This window comes from Ardenticatena maritima (assembly GCF_001306175.1).
GTDB lineage: Bacteria > Chloroflexota > Anaerolineae > Ardenticatenales > Ardenticatenaceae > Ardenticatena > Ardenticatena maritima.
The window spans coordinates 551,392-567,615 of sequence record NZ_LGKN01000004.1; the positions used below are offsets into that span (position 1 = coordinate 551,392).

Sequence of the window (16,224 nt, forward strand, 5' to 3'; positions counted from 1 at the left end):
CCCGCACGCTCACGTTCCGCACCAACCTGCCCCACTTGCCAGCCATTCCACCCTGCCGCTCGCATTGCCTTGTTTTCTTCCACCCGACGGTTGGTTTATAATGCGCGCATACCGTCACGCGCGACCTGAGGAGATGGTGCATGGACCCCGTGAGCGCTTCCCTGCTGAAAAAACTGGCCGATACCCTCACCAACCGGGTATTCGACGCTCTGGCCAACTCCGCGACAGACAAAATACGCGACTGGCTGGGCCGCGAGCCGGCCCGCCTGGCCTTCCAGACCGCCCTGCTGCGTGCCGTGGACCGCTTCGCGGCGGCCCATCCTGCGTGGGCCGCCTCCCTGCTGGACGAACCCTTCTTCACCAGCGAGGCGGTGACCCGTGAACTGGCCCGCTTCCTCACCCGCCATGACACGCCCGATGTGAACGCCCTGGCCGCGGCCTGGGCCGCCCAACTGCCTCGGGTGGGCGCACGCCACCGGGATGAGGCCGCCCGCGCCCTGGCCGACTTCCTGCACTTCTTCGAGGAGGAACTGGGCAACCAGGAGGCCCTGCGCCCTCTCTTCGACAGCCGGGCGCTGGAGCGCATCGCAGACAACACCGAGGCGCTGCTGGCGGCCCTGCGCGAACAGCACGCCGCCGCCCTGCGCGCCGCCGACCGCAGCGTGCGCATCGCCGGGGATGTGCGCCACGCCCTCATCGTCACCGGCGACTACAACACGGTGCAGGTCTTCCTGGGCGCGACGCCGGTTGACCACCGCTCCCGGGTGCAGCGTTTTCTGGAAGAGTACCTGGGCACACCGAGCCGCCCCGTGCCCTTCGGCGGCCGCGTGGCCGACCTGCAGCGCCTGAGCGCCTGGCTGGAAGGCGAAGCACGCCCCTACTTCTTCCTCCACGCGCCGGCCGGCCGCGGCAAGAGCGCCCTGCTCACCCGCTGGGCCACCGCCGTGGCCCGTGAGGAGGCCTGGGCCGTGGTCTTCGTGCCCGTCAGCCTGCGCTTTGATACCCACCGCCCGAGCGTCTTCCTGGCCCTGCTGGCCCACGGGCTGGCCAAAGCCTATGAGGGCGCCGAGGCCAAATTGACCGAAAAGGACCCCGACGTGCTCCTGAGCATGGCCGCCGACTACCTGCGGCGACCAACGCCCCCATCGAACCGCCGCGGGGTGCTGGTGGTGCTGGACGGCCTGGACGAGGCCGCCTGGCCCTCCTACGGCGAAGCCTGGCGCACCCTCTTCCCCGGCGAGATCCCCGCCCACCTGCGCATGGCGGCCGCCGCCCGCGTGCTGGCTACGGCCAATGCGCCCACCTGGTTGCAGCGCCTGGGCTGGCGCCGGGGCCGGACCACCACCCGCGAACTGGCGCACCTTTCCCTCGAGGGCGTGCGCGAGGTGCTGGCCCAGATGCAGGTGCCCTTGGACGCCCTCAGCCGGGATGTGGACCTGGTGCAGACCCTCTACCGCCTGACGGACCAGGGCGACCCCCTGCTGGTGGGGCTGTACGCCCAGAGCCTGCTGGACACCCTGGAGGCCGAGGGGGAAGCAGCCGCGCAGACCAAAGCGCGGCAGATTGCCCAACTGGTGGGCAGCGGCTACACCACCTTCTTCGAGGGCTACTGGTGGCCCGAGCAGCGCAAACTGTGGGAGGCGCGGGGGTTGCCCGGCGACACCGAGACCCAGGTGCGGGAGATCCTGAACCTGCTGGCCCTGGCCCGCGGCCCCATCCCCGAGGCCGACCTGCTGGCCCTGGCCCGCCGCGCGCCCGGCATGACTGCCCTGGACACCTATGTCCTGGACCAGGTGTGGGAGAACCTGGCCCGCATCGTCATTCGCCGCCGGGAGGGCGCGCAGACCCTGTTCACCTTCTCTCACCCGCGTATGCGCGAACACTTCGCCGAAGAGCGCTTGCGGGGCCGCGACCGAGCCCGCTATCGTGCCCTGGAAGCCCGCTACCGGGCATGGATGCGGGAGGAGGTGGCGCGCATCGTCGAGGGGGAAGCGGCCGCCCCTGACGCCTCGCCCTATGTGCTGCGCTACGCCCTGGACCACCTGGCCGAAGCCCCCCTGGAAACCTGGCGCCGCCTGGTGGACCGCCCCGCCTGGCACCGCACCCGCCACGCCCAGGAGGGGGACTACGCCGGCTTTCTGGAGGATGTGCACGCCATCTGGAAACGGGCCACCACCGAAAACCACCGTTTGCTTGCAGCGCCGACCGCCGAAGGCCAAACGCCCCCCTGCCACCTGCCGCACATCGGCCTGGAAATCCGCTGCGCCCTGATTGAAGCCTCCATTCACAGTCTGGCCGGCAGCCTGCCGTTCGAACTACCCGCCCGGCTGGTGGAAAACGACCTGTGGACCCCCGCCCAGGCCCTGGCACACATCCGCCAGATGCCAAGTGATTGGAAACAGGCCGCAGCACTGCGTGCGCTGGCGCAAAAAGCCCCTGCATGGCTGGCCGAGGCCTTCCACGTCGCCCGCAGCATTGAGCGTGAAAAATACCGCGTCCGTGCCCTGGCCGCCCTCGCCCCCCACCTGCCCCAGGACCTGCTGGCCCAGGCCCTGACCGCCGTCCGCAGCATTCGGGATGCCTACAACCGCGCCCGTGCCCTGGCCGCCCTCGCCCCCCACCTGCCCGAAGAAGAACGGGCACAAGTCCTGGCCCAGGCCCTGGCCGCCGCCCGCAACATTCGGGATGCCTACAACCGCGCCCGTGCCCTGGCCGCCCTCGCCCCCCACCTGCCCGAAGAAGAACGGGCACAAGTCCTGGCCCAGGCCCTGGCCGCCGCCCGCAGCATTGAGCGTGAAAAATACCGCGCCCGTGCCCTGGCCGCCCTCGCCCCCCACCTGCCCCAGGACCTGCTGGCCCAGGCCCTGGCCGCCGCCCGCAGCATTGAGCATGAGTGGCCCCGCGCCAAAGCCCTGGCGGCCCTCGCCCCCCACCTGCCCCAGGACCTGCTCGCCGAGGCTCTCCACGCCGCCCGCAGTATCCAGTATGAAGACGCCCGCGCCCGCGCCCTGGCCGCTCTCGCCCCACACCTGCCCGTGGAGGAGCGGAAGCAGGCGCTCGCCGAGGCTCTCCACGCCGCCCGCAGTATCCAGTATGAAGACGCCCGCGCCCGCGCCCTGGCCGCTCTCGCCCCACACCTGCCCGTGGAGGAGCGGAAGCAGGCGCTCGCCGAGGCTCTCCACGCCGCCCGCAGCATTCGGGATGCCAACAACCGCGCTCGTGCCCTGGTCGCCCTGGCCCCCCACCTGCCCCAGGACCTGCTGGCCCAGGCCCTGGAAGCCGCCCGCAGCATTGAGCGTGAGTGGCCCCGCGCCGAGGCCCTGGTCACCCTGGCCCCACACCTGCCCCAGGACCTGCTGGCCCAGGCCCTGGAAGCCGCCCGCAGCTTTGAGCGTGAAAAATACCGCGCCGAGGCCCTGGTCACCCTGGCCCCACACCTGCCCCAGGACCTGCTGGCCCAGGCCCTGGAAGCCGCCCGCAGCTTTGAGCGTGAAAAATACCGCGCCCGTGCCCTGGTTGCCCTCGCCCCCCACCTGCCCCAGGACCTGCTGGCCCAGGCCCTGGAAGCCGCCCGCAGCATTGAGTGTGAGTGGCCCCGCGCCCGCGCCCTGGCCGCTCTCGCCCCCCACCTGCCCCAGGAGGAGCAGAAGCAGGCGCTGGCCGAGGCTCTCCACGCCGCCCGGCAATTGCCGGAACAAGGGCTTTTCGGCAACCCTCGCGCCGAGGCCCTGGTCGCCCTGGCCCCACACCTGCCCCAGGACCTGCTGGCCCAGGCCCTGGAAGCCGCCCGCAGCTTTGAGCGTGAAAAATACCGCGCCGAGGCCCTGGTCGCCCTGGCCCCACACCTGCCCCAGGACCTGCTGGCCCAGGCCCTGGAAGCCGCCCGCAGCTTTGAGCGTGAAAAATACCGCGCCGAAGCCCTGGTCGCCCTGGCCCCACACCTGCCCCAGGACCTGCTGGCCCAGGCCCTGGAAGCCGCCCGCAGCATTGAGCGTGAAAAATACCGCGCCCGTGCCCTGGTTGCCCTCGCCCCCCACCTATTCCAGGACCTGCTGGCCCAGGCCCTGGAAGCCGCCCGCAGCATTGAGCGTGAGTGGCCCCGCGCCCGCGCCCTGGCCGCTCTCGCCCCCCACCTGCCCCAGGAGGAGCAGAAGCAGGCGCTGGCCGAGGCTCTCCACGCCGCCCGCAGTATCCAGTATGAAGACGCCCGCGCCCGCGCCCTGGCTGCTCTCGCCCCCCACCTGCCCGTGGAGGAGCGGAAGCAGGCGCTGGCCGAGGCTCTCCACGCCGCCCGCAGTATCCAGTATGAAGACGCCCGCGCCCGCGCCCTGGCCGCTCTCGCCCCCCACCTGCCCGAGGAGGAGCAGAAGCAGGCGCTGGCCGAGGCTCTCCACGCCGCCCGCAGTATCCAGTATGAAGACGCCCGCGCCCGCGCCCTGGCCGCTCTCGCCCCCCACCTGCCCCAGGAGGAGCAGAAGCAGGCGCTGGCCGAGGCTCTCCACGCCGCCCGCAGTATCCAGTATGAAGACGCCCGCGCCCGCGCCCTGGCCGCCCTGGCCCCACACCTGCCCCAGGACCTGCTCGCCGAGGCTCTCCACGCCGCCCAAAGCATCCGCAATGAGTACGTCCGTGCCGAGGCCCTGGCCGCCCTCACTCCACACCTGCCCCAGGACCTGCTCGCCGAGGCTCTCCACGCCGCCCAAAGCATCCAGGATGAAGACAACCGCGCCCGTGCCTTGGCCGCCCTCGCCCCACACCTGCCCCAGGACCTGCTGGCCCAGGCCCTGGCCGCCGCCCGCAGCATCCGGGAGGAAGACGACCGCGCCCTTGTCCTTGCGGCTCTCACCCCCCACCTAGCGCAACTCTCCTGCACCACGCTCTACCCCCTCTGGGCCGAGACGCTGCCCGTCCTGGCCCGGCGCACGCGTAGCGACCTCCTCTCCGACCTGCAGGCGCTGCAAGAGGTGGTTTTCGCGCTGGGGGGCGAGGCGACGGTGGCCGAGACGGCCCGCGCCATCGTGGATGTGGGGCGCTGGTGGCCGTGAGAGAGAGGATGTGCGCTGCCTGAGATGGAAGCGGTGGTTGGCTTTCAGCAAAGGGGATCCAGCCTGTGGGCAACGGGCAATGAGCAAAAGAGGCACACCTACAACGTAGGGCGAACGCGTGTTCAGAGGTGCGTTGTTGCGGTGTGTCCGGCGCGGCCCATCAGACGCCAGCCGCCACCCCAAGCACCACCACCACCCAGAGCTGGACATGCTGGCGATACCAGGCGTCGCCCCGCCGGGAGCGCTGCACCCGAAACACCCAGACCCCCACCAGCAGAACCGCCAGCGCCGCCAAGCGCACCCCGGCCTGCCGCCACATGAGCAGCGCGGCGAGCAACGCCGCCCCGCCCCACAGCCCCAACGTATCAGCGCGCCAGCAATCTCGCGCCAGCCAGGCGGCCGCCAAGGGCGCCATCACCATCTCCACGTGCACGCCGCCCCCCACGGCAAACCAGCCCAGCCACCAGGGCAACGCCACCGCCCCCAGCGCACGCGGCCATGTCAGCGCCGCAACGCTCCCATGAACATGCAGAAGCGCCAGCCCAGACCAGGCCAGCGCCGCCAGGGCGGCTGGCGGCGTCGTCCCGGCGCTCAACGCCACCGCCAGCAACGGCGGCCAAATCAGGCGCAACGGTGGCGTATCTTGCGCCGTCGCCACGTCGGTCCAGAAAGCGCCCAGCAGCAGCGCCGCGGCCGCGGCCGCCAGCGTGCTCACCAGCGTGGCGCGGTTCCACGTAGGCGCCGCCGCCCACGCGCCCACCAGCACCACCAACGGCCCCGCCCACCAGCCGCGCAAAGAAACCGCCCCGCGCAAATCAACAAGCGCGAGGCGGTGGTCGGTGGCGGTGTCGTCTGAAAGGCGGTGAAGCGGCAACAGGCGTGCCGGCATCAAAGCCCAAACCCCGGTGGAAGGTCGAACGGCAAGCGCATTCGGCGTTTGCCTCCCTTGCCGCTCAACTGTTTGATCATCTTCTGCATCATGCGGAACTGCTTCAACAGTTCGTTCACATCTTGCACAGTCGTCCCGCTCCCAGCGGCGATACGGCGTTTGCGGCTCCCGTTGATAATGCGCGGGTTGCGGCGCTCCTCGCGCGTCATCGAGTTGATAATCGCTTCAATCTTCTTCAATTCGCGCTCGGTCACATCCGCCGGCAAGGCGTTTTTCAGCCCACTCATGCCGGGGATGAGTTCCAGCAGTTGCGTGAAGGGCCCCAACTTTTTCAGCTGCTGCAACTGTTCCAGAAAATCTTCCAGGTCGAATTCACCCTGGCGCAGGCGTTTTTCCAGCTTCTCGGCTTTGCTCGTGTCAATCGTCTGCTCCGCTTTTTCAATCAGCGTGAGCACATCGCCCATGCCGAGAATACGCGAGGCCAAGCGATCGGGGTGGAAGGGTTCCAGCGCGTCCAGTTTTTCGCCCACCCCCAAAAACTTAATGGGGACGCCCGTCACAGCCCGAATGGAAAGCGCCGCACCACCGCGCGCGTCGCCATCCACCTTGGTGAAGATAACCCCCGTGAGCCCGATGCGCTTGTGGAAGGTATCCGCCACATTGACCGCTTCCTGCCCGGTCATGGCGTCGGCCACAAGCAAAATCTCGCGCGGATTGACGCGCGCCTTGATCTCTTCCAGCTCCTGCATGAGGGCTTCGTCAATTTGCAAGCGCCCCGCCGTGTCAATAATCACGACATCGTAGGCTTTGTGTTTGGCTTCGCGCACGCCACGCTCGGCAATATCGGGGGGCGGCGGTTCGGTCCCCTCGCTATGCACAGGAATGCCCAGCTGCTCGCCCAGCACTTCCAGCTGTTTGACAGCCGCCGGGCGGTAGGTGTCGGCCGCCACCAACATGGGACGATGCCCCTGCTTGCGCAGCCAGTTCGCCAGCTTCCCCGCGGTGGTCGTTTTCCCCGACCCCTGCAAGCCCACCAGCATAATCACCGTCGGCGGCGGTCCCGACAGGTCCAGACGGCCGGCTTCACCCAACAGGTCAATCAGCTCGTCATGAACAATCTTCACCACCACCTGCGCGGGCGTCAGGCTTTTCAGCACTTCGGCGCCAATCGCCTTTTCCTTCACCCGCTTGACAAAGTCGCGCACCACCTTGAAGTTGACATCGGCTTCCAGCAGCGCGATTTTGACCTCGCGCATGGCGATATCAACATCTTTTTCGGTCAGCTGCCCTTTGCCCGCCAGGCGGTCGAACGTACTTTGAAGTTTTTCGCTCAGTTCATCAAACATCTCAACCCACCTATTCCTTCCCTGAAGTCTCGGTGCGCGGATTGTAGCCCAGACAAGAATGAGCGTCAATCACTTCCGACAAAAGAAAAAAGCCCGGCAAGGAAAATCACCGGGCGCCGCCAAACGGCGATGGCTTACTCGAACGTAAAACGCTTGTAGCGCATGGCCACATTCTGCACCAGCCCCAACCCAATGAGCATGGTGATGAGATTGCTGCCCCCGTAGGAAAAGAGCGGCAACACAACGCCCGTGGGCGGCACCAGCCCCACATTGACGCCAATGTTGACGACCACTTGAAAGAAAATCATGGTCATCACACCCACCACGATAAACCGCCCGTAGCGGTCGGTGGCACGCTGGGCAATGTTCAGCAAGCGCCACAGCAGGAACACAAAGAGCGCCATCAGCAGGAGCGCGCCCACAAAGCCCAGTTCTTCAGCCACCACGGTGAAAATGAAGTCGGTGTGGCGCACGCGCAAATAACCCAACTGGCTTTGCGAACCGTGCATGTAGCCTTGCCCCCACAAGCCGCCCGACCCAATGGCGATGCGGCTTTGCACCAGGTTGTAGCCTTCACCCAGGGGGTCTGCCAGCGGGTTGAGGAAAATCATCACCCGCTGACGCTGGTACTCTTGCAGCACCTGCGTCCAGATGAGGGGCGCGGCCGCCCCCACAGCCGCCGCCGCCCCGACCATGTACCGCCAGGGCAGCCCGGCCACAAACACCATGCCGCCCCAAATGGCGAACAGCGACAACGCCACGGAGAGGCTGGGTTGCAAAAAGACCAACACCGCCGGAATGGCGGTCAGGATGAAGGAGCCAATGAGGGCTTTCCAATCGAAAGGGCGATGCCCAAGGTAGTGCGCCAGCGTCAGGATGAGCACCAACTTGGACAATTCGGAAGGTTGAATGGTGAAGAACATGATGCTGAACCAGCGCTGCGCCCCGAACGAGGTCGAGCCGAGCGCCAACACCACCGCCAGCGCCGCCACGATGCCTACATACAAAACACGCACAAAATATCCCAGTAAGCGGTAATCCACGGCGCTGGCGAGCAACATCCCCACCAGCCCAATCGCAATCCAAATCAACTGGCGGGTGACGAAAGGCATTTGCCCATCTTCCGGGGCGGGCTGGGCGCTGTAAATCATCAAGACCCCAAAGGTCATGATGACGAGCACCACCCCCAGAAGGGCGTAATCAAACGCATTGAGTGCGCGTCGCATGAGCCCCGCCTACTCCTGTGTGTGTGGTGGCGCTGTTTTGACGCGCCCCCGAAAGGGGATATTCGCCACGAGCATTGCCTCGCGCCCTTCTTGCGCCAGGTGCAACTCAATGCCGTCGCGCTCAATCTCAATGTAGCGCGAGAGCACATCCACAATCTCGCTACGCAGCGTTTCAAGCAATTCCGGCGAGAGACCGGCGCGGTCGTAAATGAGCACCAATTGCAGGCGCTCTTTGGCAATGTCGCGGCTGGAAGGGCGTTTACCAAAGAGTCTTTCAAAGATTCCCAAGAATGCCCTCCTTTTCACGAACGCATGAATTTCAACAAGCGGTCAATCAACCCCTCCTCGCGCAACGGCTCGAAGGGGACTTGTTCGCCACGCAAACGCCGCGCAATGTTCAAAAATGCGCGGGCGGCCGGTTGGCGTTCATTGAACACAACCGGTGTCCCCCGGTTCGTGCTCACGATGATGGCCTCATCGTCCGGCACAATGCCAATCAGGTCAATCGCCAGAATTTCCAGCACATCGCTCACATCGAGCATATCGCCGCGCCGCACCATATCCGGTTTGACGCGGTTGAGAATCAACGCCAGGGGGCCTTTTTCGGCCGCTTCCAACAAGCCGATGATGCGGTCAGCGTCACGGACGGCGCTCACTTCGGGCGTGGTGACGATGAGCACGCGGTCCGCTCCGGCGATGGCGTTGCGAAACCCCTGCTCAATCCCCGCCGGCGAATCCACCAGCACGTAATCGAAGTGGGGGCGCAAAGCGTCGCAAATTTCGGCCATCTGGCGGGGTGAAACCGCCGATTTGTCGCGCGTTTGGGCGGCCGGCAGCAAATGCAGTTCGGGCAGGCGCTTGTCGCGAATCAGGGCTTGCCGCAAGCGGCACCGCCCTTCCACAACGTCCACGATATCGTACACAATGCGGTTTTCCAACCCCATGACGACGTCAAGGTTGCGCAAGCCAATGTCGGCGTCAATGGCAACAACCGAATGCCCCAAAAGCGCCAACGCCGCCGCCAGGTTGGCGGTGGTGGTTGTTTTGCCGACACCACCTTTCCCAGACGTGATGGTTATGACAGTTCCGGCCATACCTGCTCCTCTTGTGTATCCCTCAATCCCTGAGTGGTGCGTATGCTAACGTGGCTTACGCAAACTGGCAAAGATGGCTCGCAAAAAGGCGCTTTTTGCACACCTTTGTTGAAGATTCAACGGTCCATGCGCACGGCTTCCACCACAATCATGCCATCTACCGCACGGGCGATTTCAGGCTGGGGGCGCTGTCGTTTCCAGAAGCGCCAGCGTGGGCGCTGGTGTTCATCCGGTGCGCGGGCAATCAGCCCGCCAATGCGCAGTTGGGTTGGTTCCAGCCGCAACGCAGCGACGACAGCCGTTTCATCACCAAACGCGCCGGCATGCACCACGCCGCGCAACGCCCCCCAGACGAAGATATCCCCGCCGGCGATGATTTCCGCCCCGGCGTTGACATCGCCCCACACGACCACGCTCCCTTCGTATTCGACCCGCTGACCACTGCGCAGTGTGCGGCGCACAATCAGCGCGGGGGCGCCCTCATCAACCGCCGACGCCATGGTGTCGGTGGGGTGCGCCGTGGGCACAAAAGGCAGTTCCAGCCCCAACGCATGGGCGGCGGCGCGCGTTTCGGGATGATGACCGCGGAGCGCCACGGTGCGCAAGGCGTGGGCGTGCAGGGTGTCAATCACGCGCTGCAAAAACTCGCGGTCGAACGCCTCTTCGCCTGTTTCAAGGATGACATGCCCGCCGCGGAAAAAAGCGCCATGCTGTTCGAGGTACGCTTGCAAAGCGGCGATCGTCTCATCCGGCGAAGCCGTTTCGACGTACAGCGCATCCAGCGCCAGCACCAGCCCATCGCGCTCGCCTTTGATGGGAATCGGCATCGGGTCTCTCCTCGCGTGTGGCATGCGTTTGGCCTTCTCAGTTCGTGAATTCTACCACATATTGTTGAGAAGGCTCAACACGCAAGGTCAATTCCGGCGCGCCCGGTATGTCGGGCGCGGCGACACGCCAAACGGAGGAGATGGAGGGGGAGAGGAAATCGTAGTAAAATGTTCCGTTCGCGTCGGTCATCAGGTACGTCGCGGGGGTGTCGCTCTCTTCCGGCGTCAACAGAATGCGCGCATTGGCAACGGGGCGTCCGCTCACATCGCGCACCGTCCCGCGCAGAACGCTCAGTTCCGCCTGGTTGGGCAAGGTTTGCACAAGTTGCCCGTGGAAGGGGCGCGTTGCCGACAAGTTGCTGGGTTGCAAGGGGGGCAGGAGTGTTTGCACCACTTCGTCGGTCGTCTCAGCGGGTCCCGTTTCGACGGCGGGGGTCGCTACCGGCAGGGGAGCGCCTTCCGCCTGCTTGGGGCGAATTTCAAACCAGTAGCGCAAAATGTCCGCGGCGATGGGGGCGGCCACTTTGGAACCTTCCAGAACATCGCGCCCATTGCCATGCACGAAAACCACCAGGGCAATCTCTGGGTTGTCGTAGGGCGCAAACGCCACGAACCAGGCATGCGTCACCAGGTTGCCTTCTTCATCGCGCTTACAATCGCTCAGGTCGGGCAACGGTTCGCAATACTCCGCCGTCCCCGTCTTGCCGGCAATCGCCACACTGGTGGGCAAGCCGGCGTAGTGCGCCGTCCCGTCCGAACGCTGAACAACCGCCAACATCCCTTCGCGCACCGTTTCCAGGTGCTGGGGGTCAACCGGAATGTTGCGAATGACATCGGGCATGAAGCCCTGCACCACGTTGCCGTCGGCGTCCTGAATTTGATAGACCAATTGGGGGCGGTAGAGCGTGCCGCCGTTCGCCACAGCGGCGGTGACATTCACCATTTGCAAGGGCGTCGTCGTCAAGAACCCCTGCCCAATGGCCATGTTGTAGGTATCGCCGGTTGTCCAGGTTTCGCCCCACGTGCGGCGCTTCCAATCGGGGGTCGGCACCAACCCGGCCGACTCGCCCGGCAAGTCAATGCGGGTCGGTTGCCCCAAGCCAAACAATTCAGCATACTGGGCTAACTTTTCAATGCCCAAGCCTTCAATTTCTCCGGGGAAACCGCCGGCCACTTTGTAGAAGAAAACGTCCGATGAACGCGCCAGGGCATCAATCACATTGACGCGCCCATGTCCACTGCGCAGCCAGTCGTAGAAGGGTTGCGCCAATTCCTTGTTGTCGGGGTCATACTTGTTCGGCAAGTAGATGATGCCGGGCGCATCGAGGCGAGTTTCGCGCGTAATCACACCCTCTTGCAACGCAGCGGCGGCGGTCACGAGTTTGAAAATCGAGCCGGGCGGGAAGCCGTAGGCGCTGACAGCCATGTTCAGCATGGGTGTGCGGGGGTCGTTCAGCAACTGTTCGTAGGCGGATTGTGAGATGCCCCCCACAAAGACGTTGTTATCGTAACTGGGCAATGAAACCAGCGCCAGCACTTGCCCATCGCGCGGGTCAATCGCCACCACAGCACCGCGCGGACTATTGACGGCTTCCATGCCCTTGCGCAGGGCTTCGGTGGCGTACCGCTGCAAGTCCATGTCAATCGTGAGAAACACATTGTGCCCTGGTTCGGGCGGTGTTTGTTCCAGAACACGCACCTCGCGCCCAATCACATCTTTTTCCACCAGGCGCACGCCTTTTTTCCCGCGCAATTCGCGTTCCAGGCTGGCTTCGATGCCGCTCATGCCCGCTTCATCATTCAATTCGTAGTTGTCGCTGGCGGACGCCTGCGCCAAAAACGTCTCGTTCACGGGCAACACAAAACCGAGAATGTGGCTAAACAGCGGTCCGTAGAGGTAATGCCGCCGTGCGCGCGATTCAACCATCACGCCGGGCAAAAAGGCGGCGTCTTGTTTCAACTGGAACGCTACCCGCTCATCCACATCTTTTTTGACCACGATGGGACGATAGGGCGCGTAAAGCGCACCCGCCTCAAAGCACTCTTTCAAGCCCGGTTCACCACATTGCGGGTCGAGCGGCAGAACCGCATCGGCGGGCTGGGTTGCGCTTGCCTGCGCCAACGCAATCTGGTTGGTGAGCGGCACGCCCACCACGCTGGCGACAGTCGTCAGCACGCGGTCAACAGACTCTTCGGGCACTGCGCCGGGGACAATGAGCACGTCAAACGTGGCTTCATTGCGCACGAGGATATGCCCCTCGCGGTCATACACAACGCCCCGCGGGGCGGGAATGGTTTCAATCCGCAGGCGATTGCCGGCGGCTTGGAGGCGATACCGTTCACCTTCGATGAACTGCAACTGCCAGAGGCGCACCACAAGAATGAAGAAGACGAGCACCAGTACGCCACGCAACACAAAAAGGCGCACTGTTTCGCGACGTACGTTTTGGATTGGCTCGTCGTGATAGACCGGTTTCATCTGGTTGCTCAATACTGCCGCTGCTCGATGCGTTCCAGAACACGATGCACACGTAGGCTCAACACATAGACGAACGGCATGAGCAGGGTATTATACAGTGCGGCGCGCCCCCCCGTTTGCAACGCAAATGTGATGCTTATGTTCCATTGCAACGTTCGGAGCATCACAAATGCAAGTATATAGTACAAAAGTGTTGCCAAAAAGCCAACCAAAAGCGGCAAAATGAATGTCATGCGCAAAATGTTGATTTCCCCCAAACCGGTGATGAACGCCACCAACAACAAGGAGATTGTGAAAACGCCAAACGGCGCCGCCGAAAGCGAATCAAGAAAGAAGCCGCCTAAAAACGCCAGGATGACGCCTTCGCGCGTGCCACGGAGCAAACTCCACGCGACAACGATGAGCAACACCAGGTCGGGATGCACGCCGCCAATGGCGAAATGGTGCAACCAGGTTGCCTGGATAAGCGCGGCAACCAGCATCACCAGAATCGGCATCCACCATTTCATCGCATCTCTTCCTCGGTGAGAGGGCGGAAGTCGCGCACGACGAAGACGTATTCAACGTTGTTGAAGTCCACCGGGGAGTCAATCATGGCTTCCTGATAGGGGTTGACGTCTTTGCGGATAACTTCACGCACCGTACCAATCACCAACCCTTTGGGGAATTGTCCACCAAGCCCCGACGTGAGGATGATATCCCCCGGCTCAACGCTTTGGTCGTTGTCAATGTAGCGCATGACAAGCCCGGTGCCGGTGCCTTCAACAATGCCGCCAGCGCGGCTCTGCTGGTCGAGCGCGGCGACGGCGCTGGTTTCATCAATGATGAGCATGACTTCCGCCCAATGCTCGCCCACTTCCACAACGCGCCCCAACAAACCGCGCGCCGTCACTACGGGCATCCCCGGTTCAACACCATCGGCGCGCCCCTGGTTGATACGCAACGCCCGCACCAGGTTGTTGGGGTCGGTGCTCACCACACGGGCGGGCGTCTGGTTGCGTGTGACTTCGGCGACCAGGAGCAAGTAGTTGGGGTGGGCGTTCTTGAATTCGAGCAACGCCCGCAATTGGCGGTTCTCATTTTCAAGTTCGATGAGGCGCGCGTTGAGCAAAGCGAGGTCTTCCAACTGGCGGCGCAATTGCTCGTTCTCGGCTTTCAAAGTGGAAAAATGCGTCAGCGCAAAGCGCCACTCGCCCAGGAAGTCCACGCTTTCGGTGAAAAAGCCGCTGAGACCAGCCAACCAGCCTCTGCCGGTACGCTCATTCCCCCGCAGAAGACCACTGCGATCCACAAAAATCAGCACAATGGTCACGACGAGCAAAATGAGAATCGGTGTCGATTGACGCCGCAGTTGAAACATGACGCTCAGCGATTAGTGCGGTGTGACTGGTCGGTGTGGTGGCGCTTGCACCTGTTTCAGCAAATCGGGGCGCTCCAGGGCGTGCGCACACCCACGCACCACACAGCTCAGCGGGTCGTCAGCCACATAGACGCGCATGCGCGTTTCATCCGTCAAGCGTTGCGCCAGCCCTTTCAACAACGCCCCACCGCCGGCAAGCGCAATCCCGTTTTCCATCAGGTCGGCAACCAATTCGGGCGGGGTCTGGTCAATGGCGGCGCGCGTTGCTTCGACAATGGCGCCCACCGGCCCGCTGATGGCTTCGCGAATTTCGATGCTCGTCACCGTGACGGCTTCGGGCAGCCCTGTAATCAAGTTGCGCCCGCGGATTTCCATCGTCATTTCGTCTTCAAGCGGGTAGGCGGAGCCAATTTGCACCTTGACACGTTCCGCCATGCGTGGGCCAATGAGCAAGTTGTAGCGTTGGCGGGCGTAGTCAATAATAGCCTCGTCCAACTCATCGCCTGCAATACGAATGGAATTGTTGACCACAATGCCCCCCATGGAGATGACGGCAATCTCGGTCGTTCCGCCGCCAATGTCCACAACCATGCTCCCCACGCTTTCGGTCACCGGCAAGCCTGCGCCGATAGCAGCCGCCATCGGCTGTTCAATGAGATGCACCTCACGCGCCCCCGCGCTGAGAGCCGCGTCACGCACGGCGATACGTTCCACTTCCGTGACGCCCCCCGGAATACCAATGACGATGCGGGGTGAAACCGGCAAAATCGTGCGCTCATGCACCTTTTTGATGAACTCCGAAATCATGGCGTGGGTGACATCGAAGTCGGAGATAACGCCGTCGCGCAAGGGGCGCACAGCCACAATGTGCGCGGGCGTCCGCCCCACCATCTCTTTGGCGTCGGCGCCAACGGCAAGCACGCGCCCGTTGCGTTTATCAACCGCCACTACGGACGGCTCGTTGATGACAATTCCCTGCCCACGCACAGCCACCACCGTGTTGGCTGTGCCCAAGTCCATCGCAATATCGCGCGAAAACAGACCAAACAGTTTACTCAGTGGGCTAATCACGATTCGCTCCTCATCTGTTTACAGATGGCTTACATTCTAGGCATTTCCATAACACAAGCAAAGCCCGGCCATAGCGACCGGGCTTCGGTATTGCGAGAAAAGCGGGAAACTCTATTCTTCCTCTTCTTCGCGCTCGCCAATGACTTCGACGTCGCCCGCGGCGGCTGGCGCTTCGGTGCTTTCGGCTTCCACGGCTTCTTCGGCGCGCAACGGTTCCAGCACGGCAACCGCAATGTCGCCTTCGGTAATGATTTCGACGCCTTCGGGAACCGGCAAGTCCGCCACCGTCAACACATCGCCCACTTCTTTGAGCAAGTCAGTGACGTCCACTTCAATTTCCGAGGGCAAATGCGCCGGCAGGGCTTCGACCTCAATTTCTTCCAGCACCTGGCTCACCAGGGCGATATTCTGCGCCACCGGTGCGGGCTCACCCGTCAGGTGGATCGGCACTTCGATGCGCACCGGCTCATCCATGCGCACCGCCAAAAAATCAACGTGCAACAGCGTTTGGCGCACAGGATCACGCTGCACATCACGCACCAGCACATTCACAGGACGCGAGCGACCTTCAATGCGCAAATCAATCAAGTGCGAGACGCCGGCTTGTTGCAACACCTTGCGCAATTCGCGAGCGTCCACCTGCACAGAAATGGGTTCTTCCAACGCAGCGCCATACACAACGCCGGGGATGAACCCTTCGCGGCGCAACTGTTTGACCTTCTTTCCAAGCACCGTGCGGGGTGCGGCTTTCAGTTCAATTCCCATAACGCTACCCTCTTCCTTGCTTCTTGCACCAGCAAGCGCCGATGCGTCATCTGCATGTGTTCATAAGGAATGGGCGCAGAAGCGCCCACAGTCGGCGTGCCATTGTACAGAAAAGCACAAAA

At 63.7% G+C, this 16,224-nt stretch carries 12 protein-coding genes; 1 reads left to right on the forward strand and 11 read right to left on the reverse strand.

The window, feature by feature from the left end:
- Window positions 1-140: 140 nt before the first annotated feature.
- Window positions 141-5,045 carry a hypothetical protein gene (locus SE16_RS16385; RefSeq protein WP_060687422.1) on the forward strand — a complete coding sequence of 1,635 codons (4,905 nt, stop codon included), beginning with the start codon at window positions 141-143 and terminating at the stop codon, window positions 5,043-5,045.
- Between the two features lie 160 nt (window positions 5,046-5,205).
- On the opposite strand, the gene SE16_RS07240 is transcribed toward SE16_RS16385, so the two are convergent.
- The 11 genes from SE16_RS07240 to SE16_RS07290 form a co-directional block, all read right to left on the reverse strand.
- The gene (locus SE16_RS07240; protein WP_060687424.1) at window positions 5,206-5,934 is read right to left on the reverse strand and encodes a hypothetical protein; all 729 of its coding nucleotides are present in this window, start codon (window positions 5,932-5,934) and stop codon (window positions 5,206-5,208) included.
- A complete protein-coding gene (ffh, locus tag SE16_RS07245; protein WP_054491650.1) occupies window positions 5,934-7,280 on the reverse strand; it encodes a signal recognition particle protein in 1,347 nt (448 codons plus the stop codon). Before ffh ends, SE16_RS07240 begins: the two co-directional genes overlap by 1 nt.
- 134 nt (window positions 7,281-7,414) lie before the next feature.
- Window positions 7,415-8,506, reverse strand: a complete 1,092-nt coding sequence (gene rodA, locus SE16_RS07250) for a rod shape-determining protein RodA (RefSeq protein WP_054491651.1) — start codon at window positions 8,504-8,506, stop codon at window positions 7,415-7,417.
- Between the two features lie 9 nt (window positions 8,507-8,515).
- Window positions 8,516-8,794 carry a cell division topological specificity factor MinE gene (gene minE / locus SE16_RS07255; protein WP_054491652.1) on the reverse strand — a complete coding sequence of 93 codons (279 nt, stop codon included), beginning with the start codon at window positions 8,792-8,794 and terminating at the stop codon, window positions 8,516-8,518.
- A 14-nt stretch (window positions 8,795-8,808) separates the two neighbouring features.
- Window positions 8,809-9,600, reverse strand: a complete 792-nt coding sequence (gene minD / locus SE16_RS07260) for a septum site-determining protein MinD (protein WP_054491653.1) — start codon at window positions 9,598-9,600, stop codon at window positions 8,809-8,811.
- A 116-nt stretch (window positions 9,601-9,716) separates the two neighbouring features.
- On the reverse strand, window positions 9,717-10,427 hold the full coding sequence (minC, locus tag SE16_RS07265; RefSeq protein ID WP_054491654.1) for a septum site-determining protein MinC: 711 nt from the start codon (window positions 10,425-10,427) through the stop codon (window positions 9,717-9,719).
- Window positions 10,428-10,464: 37 nt separating this feature from the next.
- Window positions 10,465-12,906 (reverse strand): penicillin-binding protein 2, encoded by a 2,442-nt coding sequence (gene mrdA / locus SE16_RS07270; protein WP_054491655.1) that lies wholly within the window; start codon window positions 12,904-12,906, stop codon window positions 10,465-10,467.
- 8 nt (window positions 12,907-12,914) lie between these two features.
- The gene (gene mreD, locus SE16_RS07275; protein ID WP_054491656.1) at window positions 12,915-13,415 is read right to left on the reverse strand and encodes a rod shape-determining protein MreD; all 501 of its coding nucleotides are present in this window, start codon (window positions 13,413-13,415) and stop codon (window positions 12,915-12,917) included.
- On the reverse strand, window positions 13,412-14,266 hold the full coding sequence (gene mreC, locus SE16_RS07280) for a rod shape-determining protein MreC (protein WP_054491657.1): 855 nt from the start codon (window positions 14,264-14,266) through the stop codon (window positions 13,412-13,414). Before mreC ends, mreD begins: the two co-directional genes overlap by 4 nt.
- A gap of 12 nt (window positions 14,267-14,278) precedes the next feature.
- Window positions 14,279-15,340: a rod shape-determining protein gene (gene mreB / locus SE16_RS07285; protein WP_082373789.1), complete on the reverse strand. Its 1,062-nt coding sequence runs from the start codon at window positions 15,338-15,340 to the stop codon at window positions 14,279-14,281.
- 108 nt (window positions 15,341-15,448) lie between these two features.
- A complete protein-coding gene (locus SE16_RS07290) occupies window positions 15,449-16,102 on the reverse strand; it encodes a 50S ribosomal protein L25 (RefSeq protein WP_054491659.1) in 654 nt (217 codons plus the stop codon).
- Window positions 16,103-16,224 lie beyond the last annotated feature (122 nt).

Bases quoted from the DNA above. Each gene is read 5' to 3' on its own strand.
- mreD (WP_054491656.1), bottom strand. From the start codon at position 13,415: ATGAAATGGTGGATGCCGATTCTGGTGATGCTGGTTGCCGCGCTTATC.
- minD (WP_054491653.1), bottom strand. From the start codon at position 9,600: ATGGCCGGAACTGTCATAACCATCACGTCTGGGAAAGGTGGTGTCGGC.
- rodA (WP_054491651.1), bottom strand. From the start codon at position 8,506: ATGCGACGCGCACTCAATGCGTTTGATTACGCCCTTCTGGGGGTGGTG.
- minC (WP_054491654.1), bottom strand. From the start codon at position 10,427: ATGCCGATTCCCATCAAAGGCGAGCGCGATGGGCTGGTGCTGGCGCTG.
- SE16_RS07290 (WP_054491659.1), bottom strand. From the start codon at position 16,102: ATGGGAATTGAACTGAAAGCCGCACCCCGCACGGTGCTTGGAAAGAAG.
- SE16_RS16385 (WP_060687422.1), top strand. From the start codon at position 141: ATGGACCCCGTGAGCGCTTCCCTGCTGAAAAAACTGGCCGATACCCTC.
- mreC (WP_054491657.1), bottom strand. From the start codon at position 14,266: ATGTTTCAACTGCGGCGTCAATCGACACCGATTCTCATTTTGCTCGTC.
- SE16_RS07240 (WP_060687424.1), bottom strand. From the start codon at position 5,934: ATGCCGGCACGCCTGTTGCCGCTTCACCGCCTTTCAGACGACACCGCC.
- mrdA (WP_054491655.1), bottom strand. From the start codon at position 12,906: ATGAAACCGGTCTATCACGACGAGCCAATCCAAAACGTACGTCGCGAA.
- ffh (WP_054491650.1), bottom strand. From the start codon at position 7,280: ATGTTTGATGAACTGAGCGAAAAACTTCAAAGTACGTTCGACCGCCTG.